Below are 26,062 nucleotides of genomic sequence, written 5' to 3' on the forward strand. Positions count from 1 at the left end.
TTTAATCTATTTTCAAAATATTTAAGATCATTAATAATTGGTGTAACTAAGGATATTAATTTCTTTTGTTCTTCTTTTTTAACTTCAGCGCGCTCTTTTCTAGCTGGCCTTGTGCAATTAATCCAAATATTTCTCCTGTAGCAGCGCCGATTCCAGATCCCCCGGTTAATTCGTCTAAACCTCCCAAATCTGCTGCAGCACCTAAATCTTTTATTGTTTTTTGATTGTTATAGCGACTATCAGCATCTTGATTTAATCCATCAAATTCTCTTTCAAGTTGAGGGAAAATACTTTTTATTCTATCTCGAGCTTGGCCGTTCATCTCCAGTGCCATTGCACAACTATTTCTTATATAAATTAGTCCATCTTTGTCTTTAGCATTGCAATTACAAGTTTTTACATAGTTCTTGTATGCACTTGATTGTCGATAGTAATTAATCGGATCTACATAATAAATACTACTAATATTTCTAATATAATCTAATGGATTTTCATATTTGTTGTAAATTTCTGCTATTTCATACATGCTTCTTAATGAATTTGTCGAACCAGTTAAATTATAACTATTGGCTTCCGGTTCAAGAATATATTTGGCTATGGATAGATCACCTCTCTCTTTGAAAAACATTGCCAACTCGTATGTACTTTCTAGATTGTTTGTTTTATATTCTTCATAATTCTTCTTTAGTTTTACAATCTGGTTTAAATCAATTGGTTTAGACTTTTCAGCATTAGCTCCAATTGTATTAGAATAAATTAATTCTGTATTTGGCAAAGTTAATCGTAAACGAAGTACTTCATAAATCGGTACCGGGTTATTTAGAAAAGTAAATTTCTTTAGTGAAATAATTGTTGACAAATCTTCAGGAAAAATAGCAACTTTATTATCACTTAAGTCAAGTTCACTAAGGTTTGGAAATTTGTTAATTAGGTCTGGAAAAGTTTCTAAGTTACAAGCGAATAGGGTTAAGCTTTTTAATTTTCTAAAATTTTGAATGTTTTCTGGGATTACTCCAGAATAATTAAGTAATCGAAAATCTTCTAGTTTCTTTAAATTTGTAATATCATAAAAATTTAATTCCTTAATTTTGGGAAATCTTAATTCTAATACCTTAATACCATTTATTTGAAATATTTCTTTTGGTATTACAGTAATTTCATCACTTCCTATCATTAATGATTCTAATTTTGGAAGATTAGAAACATCAAATTTAAAATTTGGAGAAATTGAGAGTTTTTTAATAGATAAAAATTTAAGATTTGGTAGTTTGAACAAATTTGGACTTATAATAGTAACCTTTGAATTAATTTCAAGTTTTTCCAAATTACTTAAAAGTAAAATTTCATTTGGTATTATACTAATTTTTGTGTCAAGAAGGACTAAGGTTTTAAGCTTTTTATGTGAGGTGATTATTTTTGATATTTTAGTAATTGGGCAATTATTGATTACTATTGACTCGAGTGAATCTGATCCAATTATTGGAGCTTTTACCAACGGAATTTTATAGAATTCTACACTTTTTAACCTCTTGAAATTTGATAAATCAATAGCCTTGTAGCCACAATCGAAAATACTCAAGGTTGTTAGCTTTTTATCAACTTTTGATCCAAATTGTTTGCTTTTACCTAAGCTAAGAACTTTTTCATCTACGAGGCATTTATTTAGTGTCAAACTTTGAATACGATTAAATGTGTTATAAAGACTAAATAAGTCTTTATTTGATTTAATTTCAGCGTCCCATATTAAAAACTGTATTATATTTGGAAATTCGTTTCTTATTTTAGTTTTGTTAGAATATGCTCTACCTACTTTATCATTTTCTATTTCTATATTTAAGTCATTATAAGAATACCATTTAAGATAATCTAGATTTTCTTTATCAATTTCTTCGTTTGATTTAATAAATAATTTCAATAAAAGTCCTCTTACTTCAGAAGCATAACTAGAATTAGGATATTTATCTATAAATTTCTTATAACTATTAATTGAGTTTTCTGACTTTGTATTATTAAAACTAGCCATTAATTCATTTTGATAAATCAAACTAATACTTTCTTTATTGGCTTCTCTAGCAATTAATGCAATGTCTACTCCTCTTTCGTTTAATTGAACTTCTTTATAATAAAGACTTGATTGGACTTTTTTTAATATTATATTGGCATCAATATATTTTTTATCAATTGCAGAAATGATAATTTTTCTTATATCAAGTTCAAATAATAAGCTGTCCCCAATTTCTTTCAGATTTTCTGCCTGCTGGATATGATAGACAATTTTGCCTGTTTCGCCGTGCTTAAGTGCAAGGTCAATATTTGAAAGTTCGTACTTAAAGGAATTTTCTGCATTCTGAGAAAAGCTTGTAATAGAACTACATATTAAAAGTATTAAGATGATGTATACTTTCATAAGGTGAGACTTAAATGATTTATGTTGAATAGATCTGATGTATATTATACAAATATAAACATTCTTAACATAATGTTAATAAAAAAGCAAGTTTCCTATTATTTTTTTTCTTCTGATCTGAACATGTTATTTGAAGTTTTTTATTGATCCATTTTCAAGCTAATTGGGAATTATTGCTTTAGCGTGTTTGTTTAAAAATTTAAAATACAAAAAAGTAAAAACATTGACCTATGTAATATCATCGGTATAACGTACATTTATCACAAAATTATAATCTTATTAATTAATAATAAACAATTAAAAAAAGTATGAAAAAGTTATCAATTTGTTTGACAGTGGCTTTCTTGGTGATTTTCAACCTGGTAGGTAATTGCCAAAAAGTCAACCTTGACGGAGATCTAGAATTCCTTAAAAGCGAAAATAAAATTGCTCTTGAATACAAGTACGATAAAATGGGCGTTGGTAAATTCAAAAATGGTGATGAATATATGGCAAAGAAGACAAGTGAATATAATGAGAAGGAAGCTGGAAAAGGCGATAAATGGGCATTATCATGGGTTGCTGACCGATCAGAAAGATACGAACCAAAATTTGAGGAGTTATTGAACCAAAATTGTAAATTGATAAATTTTGACCAGAACAATAAGTCGAATTACACAATGATCGTTGAGACTACTTTTACTGAACCAGGCTATAATATTGGTGTCATGAGTAAAGTCGCTTCTATCAACTTGAAAATTACATTTGTTGATAAGGCTGGGAAAAAATTGGCGATTATGACCATTGAGAAGGTTCCGGGACGTGATGCGATGGGTTTTGATTATGATACCGGAGTAAGGATCGAAGAGGCATATGCGAAAGCAGGTAAATCAGTTGGTAAGTTTATCGATAAAAAAATCAATTAAACTCGACTTGAAAGCCTTAATAAAGGCGATCAAATGAATTATAAAAGCAGCATGGAAAATTTTCCATGCTGCTTTTTTTTTGAGTAAAAATATAAGAAATGGAAGATTTTTCTATTACAAATAATTCAAAATACCTCAGGAATCAATTTCGTTGTCATTTCTCAAAATGGTTAGAAGTATTTTGCATCTCATTCCAACCCTGATGAATCCTCCCTCGTCATTAAAGTATTAAAACAGAATATATGAAAAAGCTATTGTTTTTACTTGCCTTCTCTGCTACATTATTTACCTCATGCCTAAAAGATACATGCGATGAGGTCAACGTTTACACAATGTATGAACCGGTTTACAAAAACCTGGATGAAATAAGAAGTGTAAGTGCCGATGCACCACAGGAATTGATTAATCCCGGACAAATCTATATTTATAAGAATTATCTGTTTATCAACGAATTCAGAAAAGGCATTCATATATTTGACAATTCAAACCCATCCAAACCAATCAATCTTGCATTTTATTCAATCCCCGGCAATGCTCAGTTGTCCATCAAAGATGATCTACTTTATGTTAATAATTTTCTTGATTTATTGACCATTAATATCGCAGATCCATTGAATATTAAAGTGGTCGATGTGGAAGAATTTATTTTTATGGATTCTTACAGGGATAATTTCGGAATGTATGATACTGCTCAAGCCAAACTTATTGTCGATTATGTCCCCACCAAGATTACCGAAAAAGTGGAATGTGGCCAGAATTATTATAGCTATTATTATAAAAATGGAGCAGAAATATTTATTGATGTAGCTTCTTCAGGTGTCCTCAATGACGCATTCGGGGCTCCAAGCAATGTTGGAATTGGTGGATCAACAGCTAAATTTACAATAGTAGGAAATGCCTTGTATACCTTAAAATATAGTGATTTACTAACTTTCGATATTTCCGCAGGACTCCCTGTTTACTCAAATACTTTGAAAATGAAAGTAAATCCTGAGACGCTTTTTCCTTTTCATGAAAATCTCCTTGTAGGTGGTGCGAATGGCATGACGATTGTGAATATTGATAATCCTCTTGCCCCTGTTGAAAAGGGGTCAATCCAACATATTAAATCTTGTGACCCAGTGGTAGCATCAGGCAATACCGCTTATGTAACATTGTGGAATGGCTCTGAATGCGGAAATGGTAGAAACGAACTTCAGGTCATTGATATTTCACAGCTGGATAATCCTGTTCTATTAAATGCCATCCCAATGAATAGTCCAAGGGGTCTCTCTATCAGTGATGGAAGATTGATCGTTTGCGAAGAGTCATTTGGGGCTAAATTATTTGATGTTTCAGACAGGACAAAAGCTCCTCTTGAAATAAAGTCTTATCCAGATATTATTTCACAGGATGTAATATGGGTTGGGTCAAACCTCATATTTATAGGAAGCAAAGGTATCATTCAATATAGGATGGAAGGCAATGAACTTAAGCTTTTATCAGTCATAGCGGTCAAACAAGGGTGATGAAAAAAACTTTATTTGGTCTATTCTTTCTTATGGTATTGACAGCATCATTGCATGCACAGCGGGAGGCCCCAATGGTTATGGACTATGTTTATATGAAGGATGGCTCTATTTTAATTGGGAAAGTGACTTTCGATACAGAACAATATACATTGACACTTGAGGATGGTCAGCAATTGCAATTAGAAAAGTCTGAGGTAAAAAAAATTATTCAAAAAGTAGTTGGTGATAATAGATCAAATTCTTTGTCTTTAGAAAACAAGAGAAAATTCGGCCTTGTCCATCAATTTGGGCTAACGGTGATCACTCCGAGTAGTCAGGCAACTTATAATAATTTTTATTTTACTGACTATTCTTCTGGTGGATTTCAGTTGGATTATGCACTTCATAAGTATATTAATCAATACTTTTCAGCCGGTATCAAGCTCGGTATACAAAAAGCTTTTATCTTAGATCAGAATGAACTGAAGATTAATGTGCCGGTAGCAGTTTCGATGACCAATTATTTTTTTACTGGATTCCCATCATTTTTTATAGATAATACACTAGGATATAATCATTTTAAGTACGGCAACATAAATGAATATGGCCTTAGTAAAGGAGGGTTTTACTATACACCAAGTATAGGCCTGCGGATCCCTACAAGTGCCGGTTTTAATATTCATATCGGAGTGGGAGTTAATTTTCAAAAAATTGAACAAAAATTTAGCAACGAATGGAATTCCAGTCATAAAAAGCTTGAATTAAGGAGGTATATATTTTCTGCAGCTATTCAATTTTAATGCTTAATTGTGATTGAAGAGAAATACAGTTAATTTAGTTAAATATTCACTAATTGGTAATTATTTGTCTGTTATGGTGTTTGCTTAGAGGTTAAAAAAGACAGATCTTACTGAAAGTCCAAGCATAAATTTCTCAATAATTAAAAACTATGTTGTAATAAATAATGAGTAAAAATACTGTAAACACTCATTTTTAAACTTCAAATAATAACGTAAAATAGAAAAAGACAACAACGTAACTTTGTATATATACCGATTATTTTTAATATTGATCCGTAAATATTTAGTACTTTTGCCATATTAAGACTCAACCTCTTTTAACATGCACAGTTAATTAGTATGAGGTATATCCTACTTTTTTTATTTTCTTTTATATTCTTTTCCTGGGACATCCATGCCCAATGCGGATTTGTAGGTAATGAATTAATTCCTGACGCAAGTACCACCCAGATCTCATTAGGTATCAATGGTGCAATTAGTAATAATCTATCTACACCCGGACAAGGTATATGTAAGATAAATATAAGTTTCCGACATTCTCATGTAGGAGATCTTTCGATCAAGCTGCATAGCCCATCCGGCCAAGTAATTACGCTTATTGGCAATGTCGGTAATAGTGCGAATACGACAGGAAGCCTATGGGATGTGCATTTTATTCCAACTGGTGGTCCACCGATGCCGGATATTGGTATTCTACCGATATGGTCCAATACCTCCAACTGGCAAGCAAATAGTAATTATTCCGGTACATATTTCCCTGTAGCAGGAAATAATCTTGGACAAATCAATTCGGGGACAGTCAATGGTTTGTGGACTATTGAACTCATTGATGGATCCAGTCTTGATGTCGGAGAACTATTATCTTTTTCAATAGAGTTTTGCGAGCCTGCTGGCATTAATTGTTCTTCCTGTTATAAAAAAGCGGGAGTTTTACCCACTCAAGATATCACAGCTTGTGCAGGAAGTCCTGAATTGAATACCAATATCAACCCAACTTTCCCTAATGGGTCCAATGGGCCTAACACTTCATATAAGTTCATCGTGTCCTCTTCAAATGATAAGATTATAGCACTATTAGATGCTATTAACTTGCAATCATTTCCAAAAGGAGATTATACCGTTTGTGGATTTGCCTATGATAGCAATAATTCCAACTTGCTTCCAAAGGCAGATTCTACAGAATCTTTTACAACCTTTAAAAATCTTTATTATAACGGCACACCTCAGTTGTGCGGTGATCTTACTGAAACATGTTTGAGTTTTCATATTCTGGAAAGTAGTCCACTTCAGGAATTTACAAAATATATATGTGGCGCCGGGCCTATAATAATTGAAGGGCAAAGTATTACTGCTGCCGGTGTCTACAACTTTAATTACTCAAATCAATATGGATGTGATAGTAGTTTGTCATATGATGTTTTACCTATCACTTTTAATCCTGTTTTAACTGTTTCAAATGTCTTGACTTGTGTGAATAATTCTGCTACAATTCACACTAATAGTGTAGACTTTCCGATTGATTCTTATTATTCTTGGATTTCTTCCAGTGGTGTGATAAGCAGTGGGATCAATGTTGATTCATTGCTCGTAAGTACTCCCGGTATTTATTTTCTAGCCTTGGAAAAAGACAATTGCAGAGACACAATTTCTATAAATGTCAAGTCTGATATCACCCTTCCACAAATCACAATGACTTCGACCCAACTGAGTTGTGCTATGCCCATTCGCACCATCAGCGTAGTTTCAAATCCATTGAATGTGACAATTCAATGGTCAGGTCCTAATGGATATAGTTCTACACAAGCAGTCACTACAGTCATGTTCCCGGGAATTTATAATGTTAAAGTTACCAAGACGGATGGATGCAGTATAACTGGTCAGATTGAGGTAACTGGTGACTTCGAACCACCAGCCTTTGATTTTATTTATCCGTTGAAGACATGTGCTAATGAAACTGCAACAATTAGTATCACAACAACAGCTGCTATTACTCAATATAGTTGGACTTTGCCAGATGGCACTAACGCCAATACGTCTGCGATCACTACAGCACAGAATGGCTGGACATATTTGACTGTCACTGGATCAAATGGTTGTAAATATACGGACAGTCTAAATATTGGGTTTCTATATCAAAATCCAATTCTGGCTGTGCGAGATACTTTTATTAATTGTACCACTCCTCAACTACGCCTTCCTGTAACTGCTCAAAATCTTAATTTTACTATTATTTGGAACGGACCAGGTGGCTTTACATCTACTGAGGTATCACCTCTGGTTTCAGTAGGAGGAACTTATACTGCGGTCGCTGCAGAGCCTAATGGTTGTAGCTCTGACGTGACGATCGTCATCACGGAAGACTTTATAAAACCGAAGCTTACTATTCCACCCGCAAGTTTTGGATGTATGCAGAATAATCTTGTGCTTAACACCACACCAATTCCAATGAATGTGGTATATAACTGGACTGGACCTAAAAATTATACATCGAACTTAGAAGATCCAACAATAAATGAAACGGGTTGGTATTATGTCACAGTTACTGGTAAAAATGGATGCACCAAATCTGACAGCATCCTTGTCGGATTAAGCCCTCAGAATCCCAACATCATGGTGCAGGACGATTCATTGACATGTACAAAAGATTCGGCTCAACTATTCGTAAAAATCCTCAGCCCGGCGAACGGTGTCGTAAGTTGGACAGGGCCAGGTGGATTCTCCTCTAATATCCCCGCACCATTTGTGGATGTTCCTGGGAAATACTGGGTGAAGGTGATCAATCCGACAACTGGTTGTTTTACTAATAAATCTGTGATAATCACAGATCTGACAACGGCTCCGGTTATAGTTTTATATCAGGATAGTCTGAATTGTAATAGGAATCAGGCAAGATTTGGTTTCATTCCGGATCCTTTGATTGCGGATTATTACTGGATTCTTCCCAATAGTGACACGATAAGGAATAAAACTGAATTGTTTTCAGCCACTGTTGATATCTTCAGATTGGTAGTGATTAATTTATACGGTTGCAGGATAGACACCTTTATTCATATAGCTGTAGATGCAAGTAAGCCCGTCATCAACATCAATGATCAGTTCATCTCTTGCGCGAGCCCTTTTGTTACTTTGCAAGTCAGTGCTTCCAAGCCAATTGTAAATATATTGTGGACATTTCCAGATGGAAGTCAAAGTATGGCATTAAATCCTATAACCTCGCAGTACGGAATTTATAAGGTTAGGATTAGTGGGGCAAATGGATGCGCTGATTCGGCTACAATGCGGGTTTTACCTGATACAATTTCTCCCGATGTAAAAGTATTTGGTGGGACTTATACTTGTAAGCAGAAGTTTTTTACTCTTGGATTTAATAGCAGTTTAATGGGATCGATCGAATGGTCAGGTCCTGATAATTTTATTTCAAATGACCCATCACCACAAGTTAATGTTTCAGGTAATTATGTATTGACTATTACTTCGATAAATGGATGTATCGGTAGGGATTCCTCAATTGTAACATTATCTGATAAATTGCCGGACTTGGCTCTTAAGGATGATAGCATCACTTGTAAGCAGAATCCATTGGTCATAAAACCTTTAACAAATGCGTTAGATCCAAATTTTAATTGGATAACTCCTTCTGGCGGCACTTCAACGGAAGATAGTTTGATCGTCTCTCAACCCGGCATTTATACACTCACTTTAACCGATGCCTTTGAATGTATTCTTTACGATACAGCCTTTATAAGTATAGATACTTTGCGACCTGTTTCCATTATTCTCGATAATTATTTCCTGGATTGTAATAATGATTCATTGATGCTTAAGGCAAGTGATTCTATTTTTTATTCTTTTGAATGGTTCAATGAAATTGGTTCCACCATTGGTAATGATTCGCTACAATTGATCACAGATGCAGGTTTGTATACATTGAAATTGACGGGTCTCAATGGGTGTGCTAATATCACCCCTTTTAATATTATAACTGACTATCAAAAGCCTGATCTTGAAGCTATAGGTGGCGAATTGAATTGTGATTATACCAAAATTGAGCTCGTGGCGAATAGCAACACTCCTGGTGTTCAATTTGAGTGGAATATTAATGGGGTAGTGGTGCCCAATAGGACACATATTGTAGATCAAGTCGGACAATATATGATTAAGGTGACTGGCGCTAATGGCTGTATTTCAGATTCTTTAGTCCGCGTCGATTCCAATTACATCATTCCTGAATTGGTCACAACAGATGGTTCATTATCCTGTGATTCCAGTAATTATTTACTTGCAGCAAATACTTCAAGCATTGGCAGCACTTTTGGATGGTTTGGTCCGGATAACTTCTTTTCAGACAAACAATTTACATATGCAAATCAAGTTGGTACCTATTATATTTTCCTAAAAGGTGCTAATGGTTGTCTGAATGTGGATACGATCGAAATAGATGATGACCCGCCACATCCTCAGTTTAGTTTATTTGCAGATTCTATCACTTGTTTTAGCCCTTTTGTTCCCATAGGTATCATTTATACAGATTCATTGGAGAAATATGAATGGACTGGACCACAGGGGTTTACAAGTATGCTATCAAATGTATCAGCAAGCAACGGCGGACTTTACTATTTGACAGCTTATGGAGATAATGGCTGTGAGACTAGAGATTCAATAAATGTTATTGAGGATAATTCTCCTCCGGAAGCCTTATTCACTGCTACAGATTCAATCGTGTGCAAACATAGAGTCATCGAGCTATTTGGCAATGTTCCACCGATAGGGGATAATTATACCTATTCATGGAATACAAACGGTGGCCAAATTATTTCAAGTAAAATCGATACAAATGTGACCATAAAGAATCCGGGACTTTACTCACTGACCACTTTTAATCTCAGAAATGGCTGCAGCTTTGCATATAGTGAAGATATAGAAGAGAAACCAAATCGTATCGATGAGATATTGGTTGATATTAAGAATACCTCTTGCAAAGAACTTAGCAATGGCATTATTACAGTAGATTCTGTTCCTTTTTCTATCGGGAGTTTAAAATATAGCATCATAGCTGGTTTTTATGGGGACTACAATTACTTCAATAGGCTTTCCGCAGGTGAATATACTATTGGAGTGATAGATGAATATGGATGTACTTTTGAGCAAAGTTTCACTATGGGTGTTGAAGACCCTATTTCTGTGGATCTTGGACCTGATACGATTATTACTTTGGGGCAGAAAGTATTGATCAAGCCTGAATTTATAGTTGATTCATCAGATATAATTAAAGTGGTTTGGGTCAACGCCCCTTCAGACTGCGGTGAATGCCTTGAATTTATTGATGGCCCCTTGAAGACAACGACTTACAAAATTATTATTTACAATTCTGATGGCTGTATCGACGAAGATGAAAAGCAGGTATTTGTAAATGCGGATGACCATCTTTTTGTGCCGAATATATTCTCTCCCAATGGAGATGGCGTAAACGATATTTTGCAGATAAGTGTAAACGAATCTGTCAAACTTATCAACTCCATCAAGATCTTCGACCGATGGGGCAATAATGTTTACAGTGCTAATGGATTAGAACCACTTCCGATCCTTGATACATGGGATGGAACTATGAGAGGACAGAAAATGAATCCTGCTGTTTTCGTTTATCTTGTAGAATATGAATTAGTGACAGGGGAGAGGCTGGTAAAAAAAGGGAGTGTGACTATAGTTAGATAGTAAAATATTATTAGAGTATAACAGGAGATTGTAGGGATAACGCTTGCCCTTGTCCTTCAGGTAGAATATAAGTAGACAGTATAATAGTATTAGAGTGAATATTATTGGAGTATGACAACCGTTAACGATAATTTATCATCTTCGCGTTCAATAGCCCTTGGTTTTAACCAAGGAATTTAATTTTTTAAAAAGGGGTATTATAATGAAAGTATAAAAAGCCCTGAAAGGGCGACATATTTTAACCCGGGTCGTAGGCCCGGGATTTCCATCCGAATCAAAAATCCAATAAATGACGATAATCTACCCTCTCCCCGTTCAATAGCCCATAGTTTTAACCACGGTAATAATAATGGATTTCAGCCACCAAAAGCCCTGAAAGGGCGACTTCCCATAACCCAGGTCAAAGGCCTGGGATTCCCACCTGATTCGAAGATTCAGATAAAATCGAAGATTCAGCCATAAAAAAAGCCACATCTCCCGACATGGCTTCCTTAAATATCTTGAAAAGTATTATTTACTTAACGCTAGCTACGACTGCTTTGAACACATCTGCGTGATTCATTGCTAAATCTGCAAGAACTTTTCTGTTAAGTCCTACATTGTTAGTAGACAGTGCGTTGATCAAACGAGAGTAAGACATTCCTTCCATACGTGCAGCAGCGTTGATACGCGCTATCCATAATCTTCTGAATGCTCTTTTCTTGTTTCTACGGTCACGGAATGCATAACCGTTAGCCTTGTCAACTGCATTTTTAGCAACTGTAAGGACTTTTGATCTTGCTCCAAAGAAACCTCTGGCAGCTTTTAATACTTTTTTTCTTCTTTTTCTGGACGCTACTGCGTTTACCGATCTAGGCATAATAATTAGGTTTTAGTACGATACAGAGTTTAATTTTATTAAATCTTTGTCCTGTATCCTCGTTAAAAAAAATGGTTGTCTTAATAAGTCGTAATTGTACGTCTTATTGGATACAAAGCAAAGCTTTTACTCTCTTTACATCAGCTTTACTTACCAACGTACTGTCACGTAGCGCAAGTTTAGCTTTCTTAGATTTGTTTCTCATCATGTGAGAAGTCTTTGCTTGAAATCTTTTTACTTTCCCCGAACCTGTAAGCTTGAAACGCTTCTTAGCACTGGAATGTGTCTTCATCTTAGGCATAATGTCTATGCGTATTTAGTATGGTTAAACAATTAGGGTGCAAAGGTAAATAAAATACTTACATGAGGAAGTAAATTGGTAAAAAATTAAAAATTAGCTAGCTATCGCTGATTATCAATGTTTTAAGGCAGTGTTCAGTGGTCAGTGTTCAGTGGTCAGTGGTCAGTGTTCAGTAATCAGTGGTTAGTGGTCAGTAATGGGTAATATGGAAAACAAGTTTATTTCTGAAACGCCCCTTCTCACCTCTTCACATTCTCACCTTCTCACTTTTTCCATAAGTAATGGGTAATGAGTAATGTGTAATGTGTAATGTGTAATGAGTAATATGGAACGCAAGTATAATTCGGGAACGCCCCTTCTAATTTCCCTTCGCTTCAGTAAATGGAGCCGCTCGCTGTCGCCGTTCCTTTTTCACCTTCTCTCTTTTTCCATAAGTAATGAGTAATGAGTAATATCGAACGCAAGTATATTACTGTAATAAATCCTGTCAATAACTTACATCCAGTCTGAAGCAAGCCTATGGCCAAAGAATAATATTCCTCAAAATATAAAAGCCAAATTTCACGATCAAAGTGGAGTATCTTTCAGCGAACAAACTACCATATTTATACTAACAAGCCAATAGCCAATAGCTAACAGCCAAAAGCCATCCTACGCCGGCTTCAACTTCCCCTTCCTCGGAGACAACATCACACCCATTCTCTTACCTTCTAATTTAGGTAAAGATTCTGCTGTGCCAATGTCTTCAAGTTCCTTTAAGAATCGAAGTAAAAGTAGTTCACCTCTGTCCTGAAATACGATGCTACGACCTCTGAATTGTACATAAGCTCTCACTTTAGCGCCTTCTTCCAGGAAGTTGCGTGCATGTTTCACTTTGAATTCAAAGTCATGATCATCGGTGTTAGGACCGAAACGGATCTCTTTGATGACAGTTTTGACAGTCTTAGCTTTAAGTTCTCTGTCTTTTTTCTTCTTGTTGTAAAGAAATTTTTGGTAGTCGATGATCTTAACTACCGGAGGATGGGCATTTGGAGAGATCTCAACCAGATCTAAACCTGCTTTCTGAGCCCAATCCAATAATAATCCTGTAGAATAAATGCCGGCTTCAACTGCGTTTCCTGCAACTTCGCTGACGGTATCAAATTCGTCTCCAATAAGTCGAACTTCGGGTACTCTGATTAGTTCGTTAATTCTGAATAAAGCCTTTTCAGGGGCTCTTTCTTGTCTTTCTCTTTTAGCCAAATGTAATTATGTATTTATGAAATAATGTAAAAATATAGAATGCTTTTATTAGAATCCTATGCGACCATAACCACATTGTTGCGATATAGGTTCATTTTCGTGCCAAAAGTAATTGTTTTTTATGAATCTGCTGCTTGATTTTTATTTTTTAAAAAGCAAACATGAAAGTATACTCAATATTTTAGGAAATATTGAATTAAAGTTTAATGAATTTGGCGCCGGTTATTCCATTAGTTGTAACTAGCTTGCAGAAATAAACACCTTTGTCTAGATTCGTTGTATCTATGTCTAATTGATAAGAACCGGATTTGTACGGTTGTGATGGAAAAATGTTTTTAATAGATTTTCCATCTGCACTTAAAAGATACAAAGAAATTACTCCATCACTAAATAGTTGATACTTTAGAAAACAATTATTTGTTACAACGTTTGGGACAATTTCAAGTTTATTTTTTAAATCACTGTTCTGATCATAGGAGCTAAAAGTATCTATCAATAATCTACACAAGAATGAATTAGACACACCGGTTGAATAAGAACGACCAAAACTCAAAATTCTTCCTTTTGAATCCTGACTTTCATTGTTGATAAAACTATTCGCATTTTGAAAATTTTCTGAAAAGTATAAATCACCATTATTCATTACGATTTTAGCTCCTGTATTATTGATTAAAGTATGTATAATATTGGAACTTGTAAAATTGACAATATTCAAAGCATTAATGATAAGGGTATTGTCATTAATTTCTTTAATTGAGTATGGAGTTAAATTTCCGGCATTATCAGGTAAATATTCGATACTACCTTTATTTCCAAAATTTTGATCTGTCGTGCCATCAATATTAAATCCACGTACGATCATCTTATTCTTATACATTTTTATAGAAGAAACATAGTAGGAAGTCTGACCGGAAATTATTAATTTGTTTCGCTTGGTTAAAATGAGTGCACTCCCTGCTTCAAAACTACCGATATCAATGACTTTAAACCCTTGATTATTGAACGAATTATCAACCTCCCCTAAATTATTTAACTTATATAAGATAAAATCGTGTTCACTAAATTTATTGTGTGCTTTAGTAAGCAAAAATAAGTTATTTGCTCCATCAAGAACGGCATCATCAAAATTCAATTTTACATATGGAGTCGGAGGCGATACGAGTATTGACCCATTGTTTCCGTAGGAAGTATCCAAATTTCCATTTGAGTTTAAACATTGTAATTTTATGTTGGATTCATCACTTCCATCGGTTCTTATTATTAATAATTTCCCTGCTCCATAGGACAATATTTTAGTTGAAAAGCTGCTTAGTTGAGAAGAATCTACAAAATATCCATCTGTTCCAAACGATTCATCTATCATTCCTTCAGGGCTTATTTTTATGATTGCAAAATAGGTTTTGTTTTCAGGGAAACCAATAACTCCGGAAAGAAACATTTCGCTGTTTTCTGTTGTTAACGAGGAGTTTATGGTAAAGAAGTTTGCTGGTAATAATTTTTGAAGTTGGCCATTTTGTCCAAAATTTTGGATGGCGTGTCCATCCTTATCCAGTTTATGAATAATGATATAACTTTTCTCCTCCTCCTCATATGTACCAAATGTAAAAATATCTCCTTCTGAATTTTCCTGCAGTATGCTAATCTGACTGCCGCCATCATCAAGCAACAATTTTCCACTTTCAGCGAAGCTTTCATCATAACTTATCTGTTGGGCAAAATTGAAGGAAGGAATTACTGTAAAAAAAAATAAAATGCCTAATCTATTGATGTAAGTGTAAGGATTAATTTTAATCATAAATTTGGTAATTAAAGATTTTTTTGAAAGTTACAACGAAGTTTTGTTATAGGTATTAATATTTCTCTTCTTTAACTAAATTAGGAAGAGATTCACTAGCCAATTTTACGGATTCATAAAGCTATAGATTATCAAGAGTTGCTCTCATCCAATACATCATTGGTTTTTTAGTCGGCTTTTCTTTTCCCATATCCAGCCATTCGAATTCACTTACCAATCCCTTCTCCGGGGCATATCCTCTGTGCAACCAGAATTTATCATTCGGTCTATAGCCATCAGGTTTCTTCGGATGGTCATCAGGACGTTGCACAGCACAAAAGCAAGTAAACTTATAATTTCCAAAACTTAATGCATGTTTTTCTCTTTCATCGAAGAATCGATGTCCAAGACCTAGGCCCCGATAAGGTTTTAGCAAAATGCTTTCTCCAAAATAAAAGACCTCATCCAACTTGTAACCTGAATTGATAAATGGTTCGATGACTTCTTTTGATTCATCAATTAGTGGAATGCACGTCGTGGCGCCCACCATTTTTCCTCCATCATAAACTGAAAATATCATAGAATCGGCACTTCGACTATATGTCCTGAGGTATTCCTTTTCATATTCCAAACTACCTTCGTACAAATAAGGATAATCCCGAAATACCTCAATTCTTAATGCCGCCAACTCTTCAAATAAAGATGAAGTATCGGCGCCAATTCTTTTAATGTAAGTCAATGAGTCTGTCATTCCCACAACAATTTATACTTAAAAATCAAATGCATTTTCTTCCTCAACATCAAACCCCTTCAAACCCCAAACCCCAAACCCCAAAATCAAACATCAAACATCAAACCCCCTCACGAAACTAATTCAATCCATTCCTGCAGATTATAATACGTCGTCACTTTAATGATCTTTTCGTTTTCAACTTCCAAAAATGCTGCTGCCGGTAACACGTATTTCTGTCCATGAGCCACAGGAAAACCTTCATCGCCTATTTTATAAATACCACTGACCGTAAATTGTGCAGCGACTTTTGAGACGTCCTCTGCAGTATAAAAAGTCATTTCGCTGAGTTGCTCTTCGTAAGCAGTATCCATACTTTGAAGAAATTCGGTAAACAATACCTTTCCTGCACGCAGCTTGCCTTCATTGGGAAAATGCTGAATATCATCTGATACGAGATCCAGCATACCTTGCCAGTTTTGGGAGTTGAAGTGGTTGTAGTATTGTTTGACGATGTCAAGATTGGTCATTTTATATTGTTTTTGTGATGGGTAAATATATTTAAAAAATTCAGTTTTGAGAATAACAATAATTCAAATATTTCTATAGTAAATAATAATGAAATTTAAACCTTTTCTAGAATTCATCGTCTTTCAATTGTAAATAAAACTTATGAAGCAACTTAACATAATTTCTCTTTTCCAACTTTGTATCACCTTCAATCTTTCCTCTCAATCCACCTACTTCCCACCCACCACAGGTAACAACTGGGAGACCACCGATCCTGCCAGCCTTGGTTGGTGTACCGACCAGATCCCAAACTTATACAACTATCTTGAAACCTCAAATTCAAAAGGTTTTCTGGTGCTCAAAGATAGCAAGATCGTCATCGAAAAATATTTCGGGACCTTTACTCAAGACTCCTCCTGGTACTGGGCTTCCGCCGGAAAATCGCTTACAGCATTTCTGATCGGTCAGGCACAACAACAAGGTCTATTAAATATCGAAGATCGTGCATCCAAATACTTAGGCGAAGGCTGGACATCAATGACTGCTGAACAAGAAGAAAAAATCCTGATCCGTCATATGCTGACCATGACTACAGGTATCGATGATAATGTACCTGACCAGTTTTGCGATGAACCACAATGTCTTCAATACAAAGCAGAACCCGGCACCAGGTGGGCCTATCACACCGGAGTTTATGGCTTACTTATTGATGTCATAGAGGCAGTCACCGGAAAAAATGTAAATCAATTTATAAATCAATATACTGCCAATCCCATTGGTATGAAAGGAATCTGGGCTTCTACAGGTAGTGGTGAATTGTATTTTACCAATGTGCGTTCCATGGCAAGATTTGGACTTCTTACACTAAATAATGGGGTTTGGGATAGTAATAATCTGCTCAACGATCCGAATTATTTCTATCAAATGATCAGCACATCCCAGGAACTCAATAAATCCTACGGTTACCTATGGTGGCTCAATGGAAAGTCTTCCTTTAAGCTTCCCGGTTTTCAGATTGATTTTCCGGGGTCTATCATACCAAATGCCCCTGATGACATGCAGATGGCATTGGGTAAAAATGGTCAGATCATCTGCGTCATACCTTCTCAAAATATAGTAATGGTAAGGATGGGCCTTCCGCCGGATGGCTCCGGAGCGTTAGTGACTCCGGCATATTTGAGGGAGATTTGGACTGAATTGAATAAGGTGATTTGTAATACATCTTCAAAAAACGAAGAAGCGCAAGTTGCTTCCATTTCCTTGTTCCCAAATCCCGTAGTCAACGCTTTGACAATAAAAATCGGTCAAAATGATTTTCAAAAAGGTGCAATTGTTGAAATTACAAATGTTGCAGGGCAGAAAGTAATCTCCAAAGTATTGACGGATGCTAGGTCTATGATAAATACTTCAGAATTAATAACCGGTGTTTATTTTGCGACGGTTAAAGATGAGAAGGGAATTGTTTTTGGGGAAACTAAGTTTGTTAAAGAATAAATTCTTGTGACACCGCGACGTAGTTAAAACTACGCCGAACGACGTGGGCAAAAATAATACGGTACTGTAGGGACAGGTCGCGACCTGTCCCTACAGTACCGTTTTATTTTTGATAATGAACAGATCTTCAGTCAACATAAGTTTCTTTTAATACCTGCTTGACGCTTAATATTTCTTTTTCAGAAATACTATTGAAAAGGTTGATGATTCTCACTCGGTCAATTGTTCTGATCTGATCAAGAGCGATTTGTCCTTTTGCATTTTTATTTTTTACTTCAACTCTTGTCGGATATTTTTTTTGAACATTGGTGATAGGTGCGATTACGATCGTGTTTAAATATTTATTCATTACATCCGGAGAAATAATGACACACGGTCTGGTCTTTTTGATTTCACTGCCTAAAGTTGGTTCAAGGTTTACTATGGCAATATGGTATTGTTTTAACTCCATTCACTCATATCTTCATCTTCAAAAACGTCATTTAAAAGTAATTGATCATCACTGTTCTCATGCATTTTTTTGAAAGCATCCTCCCAACCTTTACGTGGCTCTATTTTGGGTTTAAGAATAATAAAATCTTCTTCCAGTATTAGCTCAACTTTATCTGTGATATTATATTTTTCAAGCAACGTTTTCGACAACCTTATACCTTTCGAATTTCCAATAGGAATCACTGAAATATCCATGTTTTTTAGCATTTGTGTGATTACAAAGTTATTACATTGTTTTGATATTTTAAATATTTTCCAAGTAAAATTGATAAATATCAAGAGGTAGCAATGGCTTTTATTGATTCAAGATCGATTATCAAAGTCAAAAAAAAGGTTGAACTGCAATGACAAGTCGCGACCTGTCCCGACAGTTCAATCTTTTTTGATAGTCTTAATTTTTAAAATACAGATGATTTTATTTGCTGGAATTCTGCCAAAAGCGACACCCCGCCTATCGCCACCCCTCTGCCAGAGGGGAAGTTCTAACTTTGATCCGTTAATCAAACAAACACTCATAGTTTGCAATTCACAATTCACTTCTCACTTTTCACCTTCTCACTTTCTCACCTTCTCACTTGTTTGAAAATATTATCTTTGCACCTTATTTCTAGAATTTACACATATTCCATGGCATACAAAGAACATAAGTCGCTGGATCTGACAGCGATAGATAAAGACATACTGAATTTCTGGCAGCAACAAAACATCTTCGAACGCAGTATTTCAGAGCGTGAAGGAGCGAAACCATTCGTATTTTATGAAGGTCCACCTTCTGCCAACGGACAACCAGGCATCCACCACGTCATGGGTCGGACTGTGAAAGATATTTTCTGTAGATATCACACCATGCTCGGTGAGAAAGTGGAGCGTAAAGGTGGTTGGGATACACATGGTCTTCCGATAGAATTGAATGTGGAAAAAGAACTCGGTATCACAAAAGATGACATCGGAAAGTCCATCAGCATAGAAGATTACAATGCCAAATGCCGCGAGACGGTCATGAAATTCAAAGATAGATGGGACGACATCACGCAGCGCATGGGTTATTGGGTCGATCTGGACAATCCGTATATCACTTTTGACAATAATTATATCGAGACGGTTTGGTATTTGCTTCAGATGCTCTATACTAAAGATTATTTATACAAAGGATATAGTATCCAGCCATATTCTCCGGCTGCAGGAACAGGTCTGAGTACACATGAATTGAACTTGCCGGGAGCATATAAGGAGGTGAGAGATACGACGGTCGCAGCACTTTTCAAAGTCATCCATGATGACAATGCGGCATCATTATTCGATAGCCCTGAAGAGGACGTTCGATTTGCAGCATGGACCACTACACCATGGACACTTCCTTCCAATACAGCATTAGCGGTAGGTCCTAACATTGAATATGTAAAAATCAAATCTTTCAATCCATATACTGCTGAGCCTCAGAGCATGATCCTTGCTAAAGATCTGGTCAATAACTGGTTTAAAGCGGAAGGTCTCGGTGCAGAAATGACTTACAATGCTTCTGACAAGGTCGTACCATATCAGATCGTGGCTGAATATAAAGGAAAAGATCTTGCCTTTATCAAATATGAGCAATTATTGCCATATGTTCAACCGGAAGAAGGAGATGCATTCAGGGTAATCGTTGGTGATTTTGTGACGACTTCTGACGGTACGGGTATCGTACACATTGCGCCATCATTCGGTGCAGATGACAGAAGAGTGGCCATGGCAAACGGAATTGGTAGTTTAACGCTTGTGGATCGTCAAGGTAAATTTGTAGATGAAGTTGGGCCTTTCGGTGGACGTTATGTCAAAGATTACAAAAATGAAGGAGCAGATTTTAAAGATGTCGATGTAGATATCGCCATCCTTTTGAAGAATGAAAATAAGGCACTCAATGTGCAGAAATTTGTCCACAATTATCCACACTGTTGGCGTACAGACAAACCGATCTTGTATTATCCGCTTGATTCATGGTTTGTCAGAGCTTCTGCTGCGAAAGAACGGATGGTAGAATTGAATAAAACGATCAACTGGAAACCGGAACATACCGGCACCGGAAGATTTGGAGTTTGGCTGGAAAATGTGCTTGACTGGAACCTTTCCAGATCCAGATATTGGGGTATTCCATTGCCGATCTGGAGGACAGAAGATGGCGCGGAAGAGGTCATCATCGGTTCAAAAGAGGAACTACTTAAAAAAGCAAATGCAGCTTACAAAGCAGGTTTTTACACACCAACTGAAAAAGAAGGCACCATATTCAAAGTCAACTCTAATAACGAATTGGAGTATCGTGATGGATTTGATCTGCATAGACCATATATTGATGAGGTGATTTTGTTGAGTCAAAAGGGGCATCCAATGAAAAGGGAGTCTGACCTTATTGACGTTTGGTTTGACAGTGGCGCTATGCCTTATGCTCAGTGGCATTTTCCATTTAATAACCTGGAGAAATTCAAAGCGAATTTTCCTGCTGATTTCATCGCTGAAGGGGTAGATCAGACCAGGGGTTGGTTTTATACCTTGCATGCCATCGCCACAATGTGTTTCGATAGTGTAGCTTTTAAAAATGTAGTTTCTAATGGCTTAGTACTGGATAAGGAAGGCTTGAAAATGTCCAAGTCGAAAGGAAATGTCGTCGATCCATTTGTAACTCTGGACCAATATGGTGTCGATGCAACCCGCTGGTACATGATCACGAATGCACAACCATGGGACAATCTTAAGTTTGACCTTTCCGGTATCGATGAAGTAAGACGTAAATTCTTCGGAACGCTTTACAATACTTATTCATTCTTCGCATTGTACGCCAACATTGATAACTTTACTTTTTCAGAAAAATACATTCCGCTTGAAAATCGCACGGAGATCGATCGATGGATCATTTCCAAGTTGAACTCCCTGGTAAAAGAAGTAGGGGAGAGCCTTACGGATTATGAACCGACGAATGCTGGTCGTAAGATCGAACAATTTGTGGATGAAAACCTGAGTAATTGGTATGTCCGTCTTTGCAGAAGAAGATTCTGGAAGGGTGAATATTCAGAGGATAAGATCGCAGCTTATCAGACATTGTATGAGTGCATGTCTACCATCTCAAAATTGATCGCGCCGATCGCTCCATTCTTCTCTGATTGGTTGTTCAAACAATTAAATGAAGGATCTAATCTTGAAAGTTGTGATTCTGTCCATCTGGCATTATTTCCTGTGGCTAAGGATGAAGCTATTGATGTAAATCTGGAGAAGCGCATGGAATATGCGCAGCGCATCAGTTCACTGGCATTGTCACTACGTAAGAAAGAGAAGATCCGTGTGAGACAACCACTACAGAAGTTGATCGTCCCTGCCTTGAGTCAGGACTTCAAAGACAAGGTAGAAGCAGTGCAGGATCTTATCCTTTCAGAGATCAATGTCAAGGAAGTGATCGTGACAGTAGATACGGATGGTTTGATTAAAAAAGGTGCCAAAGCTAATTTCCAGACTTTAGGGAGAAAGTTGGGCAAGCAAATGAAACTTGCTCAGGAAGTCATATCGAATATGACGCAAGAAGACATTTCTCACCTTGAAAAAACAAATGTTTTCGTTTTAAATACTCCTGATGGCGATTTTGAGCTAAATCAGGAAGACATCATTATTACTTCGGAAGATATACCGGGCTGGTTGGTCGCGTCAGACAACGAGATCACTGTGGCATTAGACATCGCCATTACACCGGAATTGCAATCAGAAGGTGTGGCAAGAGAATTGGTCAACAGGATACAGAACATCCGCAAGTCATCAGATTTTGTGATCACAGACAGGATAAATATTGTGATCGAGTCAATAGAAATGACTGAAGCTGCTGTAACAAGTTATAAAGAATATATTGCCAATGAGGTATTGGCGGATTCGATCGCTTTGGGGAACAATGATGGAGAAATTATAGAATTGTATGAAGGGGTTGAGATTAAGATCAAGATTACGAAAGCCTGATTATAATTCTAATGAATAAAAATGGCCTTGTCCTCAATCAGAAAACAAGGCCATTTTATTTAAGGCTCAACTTGCGGCTCGAATATAACCAAGGATTGAACACTATGTGAATCTATGTGCCTATGTGTTTCAATTTTTTTTAAAAAATAGGCATATAGTTGTTTCGAAAAAAGGATAACATGAATAATTTTTAATTTCAAATAGAATTTGATCTGTACTTGAATTTCAAAAAAACCTTGTGTCGACAACAACACAAGGTTTTTTTATTAAAACTATTTTAATGTAATTTCTCTCTAAAAGATTATTAGATCTTGATAAATTTATACAATTGATTATCCTCACCCGTATTCAATTGAAGTACATATACACCATTTTTAAGTGAGGAAATATCCAGGCTTACTTCAGTTCCATTTCCTTTATTCGCTTTTATAAAATATTCCTTTCCTGTAAGATCAAAGATCTGAATATTCTTAATTACAGCCTTCTCAGAATTAGTTTTTACATGCAATTCAGTTGAGGCAGGATTGGGATATACTGATGCATCGATTCTATTACTAAAGTTTAGAGTAGCAATCTCAGAATAAACAAAACTGCCATTTAAATCAATAGTTTTGATCCTGTAATAATTAATTCCGGTGTAAGGACTTTTATCGATATAACTGTATGATTGTTTGCTGGAATTGTTTGCTGTATTGACATTGCCAATTGGTCTATAAGAACCATTTTCAAGTTTTTCGATTTGAAACATACGAACTTCATCCTCATTTGTAGTAGTCCATTTAAGCAAGGAATTTTCTCCTGACTTTTCTGCAGTAAATGAAAGCAAAGTCAAAGGAAGAACTGTTTTTTGGCTCACACAGATTTCCAAAGACCACGAATTTAATGTGCCGCCATTCCCTGAATACCAATCATTTAATGAAAGCGTCCACTGACCATTGGCAGGCAAACCTTTGTGTATATTTAGGAATTCTTGAGGTTTAATACTTCCGCCTCCAGTAGGTGGACAAGGCACAGTAGATGAACTTGCTTCATCATCAAATCCAATATTCATGTCATCACTGCTGCTACATTTATCATATACAAGAATATTACTTGCGCCTAATGCAGAAGTAAGATTTATTTGAAGGTCGCCAATTGCAGTATGGGTAGCATTTATGTTTGTAATATTGACATCTGTTACAATTTCATTTGGTCCGAATCCTGAAGTAAAGATAGATGATGAATATATCCCTGGTAAGTTGGCAGGAATAGAAACAGGAGAATTATTGGTGTACGTAAAACACTTTTGATCTGGATTTCCAATGGTAAAAGGAACATTGTTTACATCATAGAATACATTATTTGAACATACTATTCTTATTCTAACTTGATTGGAATTTATACCTGATGGGATATTCCATGAGAAAGTACCATCATTTGGTGTATTATTCGCTATGGTAAAAAATGATAATCCATTGTCAAAAGAAACTTGTATATCTACATTCGGGCAACTGATAGGTGCTGATGTTGTTCCGTTTACATTCCATGTTATATCATGCATACTTGGACTGGCCCATGTCACTGCTGTATTAGGTGCAGTAACAGCGAAACCTGTATTGGCTACTACAGTGATGGATGTGGTTTGTCTGCAGATACCCCCGCCGGTAGCATGGTTATCTCTAGCTGTTACAATAAAACTTAATGTTCTTGCAACACTAGGCAATACTTCACCATAGGTAACTAAATTATTTAATACATCCTGAGTTCTTGGAAAGTATCTTCTGCCTGAAGTAGTAGGATTGAAAGTCCTGAAGATTGGTTTAGTCGTAGAGGCAGCATCAATATCCCCTGCTGCTCCAAGGTCATTTTCTTCCCAGCAATATGTGATGACATCACCATTAGGGTCAGTTGCAGTTGCATCCATGAAAAAAGGTGTGTTGGCAGGGATTGATTTACCTGAAGTATAAGAAGTGATCTGCGGAGTGGTATTGTTGGTTCCAGACACGTTAGTTCTGCAACTTGTGGTGGTATTGACGTGAGTCAGCATCTCAAGCAAGCTAATATTGGTAAAATATGCATCTGAATGAGGTTGTATATCCTGTGGGCTGCAAATACCCGCATATGCCTGAATAGTAGATCCACTTCCAGGCTCATAAGCTGTAGATCCATTTCTATTGCCGCCGCTGCAACTTCCTGTACTGCCATTAAAAGTGTGGTTACCTCCAAATTGATGGCCCATCTCATGTGCTACATAATCTATATCGAATACATCGCCAATGGGAGTTCCTGAACCTGTCACACCCTGTGCTTTATTTGTTGTACATACGCATGAAAGAGAAGCTACACCTCCTCCTCCTGTGCTTACTACATGTCCGATATCATAATTGGCCGTTAGTATTACTGCATTTAGATTTGTTTTATTTTGGCTCAACATAGCGGAGCCATTCCCATTTGTATAGGGGTCATTGCTGGAAGTATAACCATTACCAGCCGTATAAAGAATAAGAGAATTGTTTCCGATTAAAATAAGTCTAACGCCAAGGTCTTTTTCATAAACCCCGGAAACTCTGTTGACAGTAGTTACAATAGCCGACAATGCCAAAGCCACAGTTCCACCATGAAATGCTCCATATTCAAAAGTACACGCTACTGCTGTTCTATAAGACACTAGATTCATGCTACTATTGCATGACAGAGGAGTTCTTTCTTCAAGAACTTCCTCATTTATTCCTAAACTTTGAGTTCCACAACTAAAATCACCCTTTTCCTTATTATCCCTTTTATAATAAGAGATCAAGGTTTTTTGATTATTCAATGAAGCAGGTTCTATAAAATAAGTATCTCCATCAGTAAAAATCATTGCATGAAATCCTTGCTCTGTAACATCAATTCTACCATGTTCGACTTTATTTTTTGAATTAACTGCTATGTAGGTTCTGATATTTGGAAAACTACTATAATCAGGTTCGTCCATAATTTTAGATTCATAGATGTCAAATTCTATCATCCTTCCGTCAGGAGAAGGGAGATTTAGCTTAGCCCCCGGCATGCCATCATTATATCTGGATTCTTGTGGAGCACCTCTTAGAAGATTTCTTAAAGCATCGATGTTATAGTTAACAAACTGTTGTTTCTCAGGTTTGATAAAGACTTTAGTGTCATCTATAAAAGCCGATCCTTCCTTGGAGGTAAACTGAAAATATGACTGAGCAGAGGAGAAAATGGGAAAAGCAAGAAGTATCCAAATACAAAATAAGCGAATGTCGATACCTTTCATGGTGAACAACTATTTTAATTAATGAACAAAGTGTAGGGGAATGAGGCGCAAATATAAATTAAAAACTTGTTTTTGGCTCTGATAAATAGGTTTTTTTGAAATAACTAGAATATTATTTGTT

16 protein-coding genes are annotated in these 26,062 nt (G+C 36.1%); 6 read left to right on the plus strand and 10 right to left on the minus strand.

All coding sequences use genetic code 11. The features are described 5' to 3' along the window. Positions 1 to 55: 55 nt before the first annotated feature. Positions 56 to 2,407: a leucine-rich repeat domain-containing protein gene (locus IPI15_RS00830; protein WP_287418828.1), complete on the minus strand. Its 2,352-nt coding sequence runs from the start codon at positions 2,405 to 2,407 to the stop codon at positions 56 to 58. Positions 2,408 to 2,715: 308 nt separating this feature from the next. Here IPI15_RS00830 and IPI15_RS00835 point away from each other — a divergent pair, with 308 nt between their 5' ends. From IPI15_RS00835 to IPI15_RS00850, 4 genes are all read left to right on the plus strand, one after another. Beyond that, positions 2,716 to 3,312, plus strand: coding sequence for a hypothetical protein (locus IPI15_RS00835; protein WP_287402538.1), 597 nt, complete (start codon positions 2,716 to 2,718; stop codon positions 3,310 to 3,312). A gap of 242 nt (positions 3,313 to 3,554) precedes the next feature. Then, positions 3,555 to 4,820, plus strand: a complete 1,266-nt coding sequence (locus tag IPI15_RS00840; RefSeq protein ID WP_287402540.1) for an LVIVD repeat-containing protein — start codon at positions 3,555 to 3,557, stop codon at positions 4,818 to 4,820. Beyond that, complete coding sequence (locus IPI15_RS00845; protein WP_287402542.1) at positions 4,820 to 5,602, plus strand: hypothetical protein; 783 nt, start codon at positions 4,820 to 4,822, stop codon at positions 5,600 to 5,602. The genes IPI15_RS00840 and IPI15_RS00845 overlap by 1 nt, the downstream gene beginning before the upstream one ends. A 339-nt stretch (positions 5,603 to 5,941) precedes the next feature. Then, entirely contained in the window at positions 5,942 to 11,314 is a 5,373-nt protein-coding gene (locus tag IPI15_RS00850; protein WP_287418829.1) for a T9SS type B sorting domain-containing protein, read from the plus strand. 514 nt (positions 11,315 to 11,828) lie between these two features. Here IPI15_RS00850 and rplT read toward each other — a convergent pair. From rplT to IPI15_RS00880, 6 genes are all read right to left on the minus strand, one after another. Then, entirely contained in the window at positions 11,829 to 12,173 is a 345-nt protein-coding gene (gene rplT, locus IPI15_RS00855; RefSeq protein ID WP_287402544.1) for a 50S ribosomal protein L20, read from the minus strand. Between the two features lie 103 nt (positions 12,174 to 12,276). Next, positions 12,277 to 12,474: a 50S ribosomal protein L35 gene (gene rpmI / locus IPI15_RS00860; protein WP_287402545.1), complete on the minus strand. Its 198-nt coding sequence runs from the start codon at positions 12,472 to 12,474 to the stop codon at positions 12,277 to 12,279. 651 nt (positions 12,475 to 13,125) lie between these two features. Continuing rightward, on the minus strand, positions 13,126 to 13,716 hold the full coding sequence (infC, locus tag IPI15_RS00865) for a translation initiation factor IF-3 (protein ID WP_287402547.1): 591 nt from the start codon (positions 13,714 to 13,716) through the stop codon (positions 13,126 to 13,128). Between the two features lie 196 nt (positions 13,717 to 13,912). Beyond that, positions 13,913 to 15,511 (minus strand): T9SS type A sorting domain-containing protein, encoded by a 1,599-nt coding sequence (locus IPI15_RS00870; RefSeq protein ID WP_287402549.1) that lies wholly within the window; start codon positions 15,509 to 15,511, stop codon positions 13,913 to 13,915. Positions 15,512 to 15,632: 121 nt separating this feature from the next. Beyond that, on the minus strand, positions 15,633 to 16,241 hold the full coding sequence (locus tag IPI15_RS00875; protein ID WP_287418831.1) for a GNAT family N-acetyltransferase: 609 nt from the start codon (positions 16,239 to 16,241) through the stop codon (positions 15,633 to 15,635). Positions 16,242 to 16,351: 110 nt separating this feature from the next. Then, on the minus strand, positions 16,352 to 16,750 hold the full coding sequence (locus tag IPI15_RS00880; protein ID WP_287402552.1) for a nuclear transport factor 2 family protein: 399 nt from the start codon (positions 16,748 to 16,750) through the stop codon (positions 16,352 to 16,354). A 142-nt stretch (positions 16,751 to 16,892) separates the two neighbouring features. Here IPI15_RS00880 and IPI15_RS00885 point away from each other — a divergent pair, with 142 nt between their 5' ends. After that, entirely contained in the window at positions 16,893 to 18,224 is a 1,332-nt protein-coding gene (locus IPI15_RS00885) for a serine hydrolase domain-containing protein (protein WP_287418832.1), read from the plus strand. A 127-nt stretch (positions 18,225 to 18,351) separates the two neighbouring features. Here IPI15_RS00885 and IPI15_RS00890 read toward each other — a convergent pair whose 3' ends face one another. Further along, positions 18,352 to 18,675 carry a type II toxin-antitoxin system PemK/MazF family toxin gene (locus IPI15_RS00890; RefSeq protein WP_287402556.1) on the minus strand — a complete coding sequence of 108 codons (324 nt, stop codon included), beginning with the start codon at positions 18,673 to 18,675 and terminating at the stop codon, positions 18,352 to 18,354. After that, positions 18,666 to 18,911 carry an AbrB/MazE/SpoVT family DNA-binding domain-containing protein gene (locus IPI15_RS00895; protein WP_287402558.1) on the minus strand — a complete coding sequence of 82 codons (246 nt, stop codon included), beginning with the start codon at positions 18,909 to 18,911 and terminating at the stop codon, positions 18,666 to 18,668. Before IPI15_RS00895 ends, IPI15_RS00890 begins: the two co-directional genes overlap by 10 nt. Before the next feature lie 432 nt (positions 18,912 to 19,343). On the opposite strand from IPI15_RS00895, the gene ileS reads away from it, so the two are divergent. After that, entirely contained in the window at positions 19,344 to 22,685 is a 3,342-nt protein-coding gene (gene ileS, locus IPI15_RS00900) for an isoleucine--tRNA ligase (RefSeq protein WP_287418833.1), read from the plus strand. 304 nt (positions 22,686 to 22,989) lie between these two features. Here ileS and IPI15_RS00905 read toward each other — a convergent pair whose 3' ends face one another. After that, positions 22,990 to 25,941, minus strand: coding sequence for a zinc-dependent metalloprotease (locus IPI15_RS00905; protein WP_287418835.1), 2,952 nt, complete (start codon positions 25,939 to 25,941; stop codon positions 22,990 to 22,992). Positions 25,942 to 26,062: the final 121 nt, after the last annotated feature.

The sequence above is a fragment of the Candidatus Brachybacter algidus genome (assembly GCF_016707225.1).
Classification (GTDB): Bacteria; Bacteroidota; Bacteroidia; order Chitinophagales; family Saprospiraceae; genus Parvibacillus; species Parvibacillus algidus.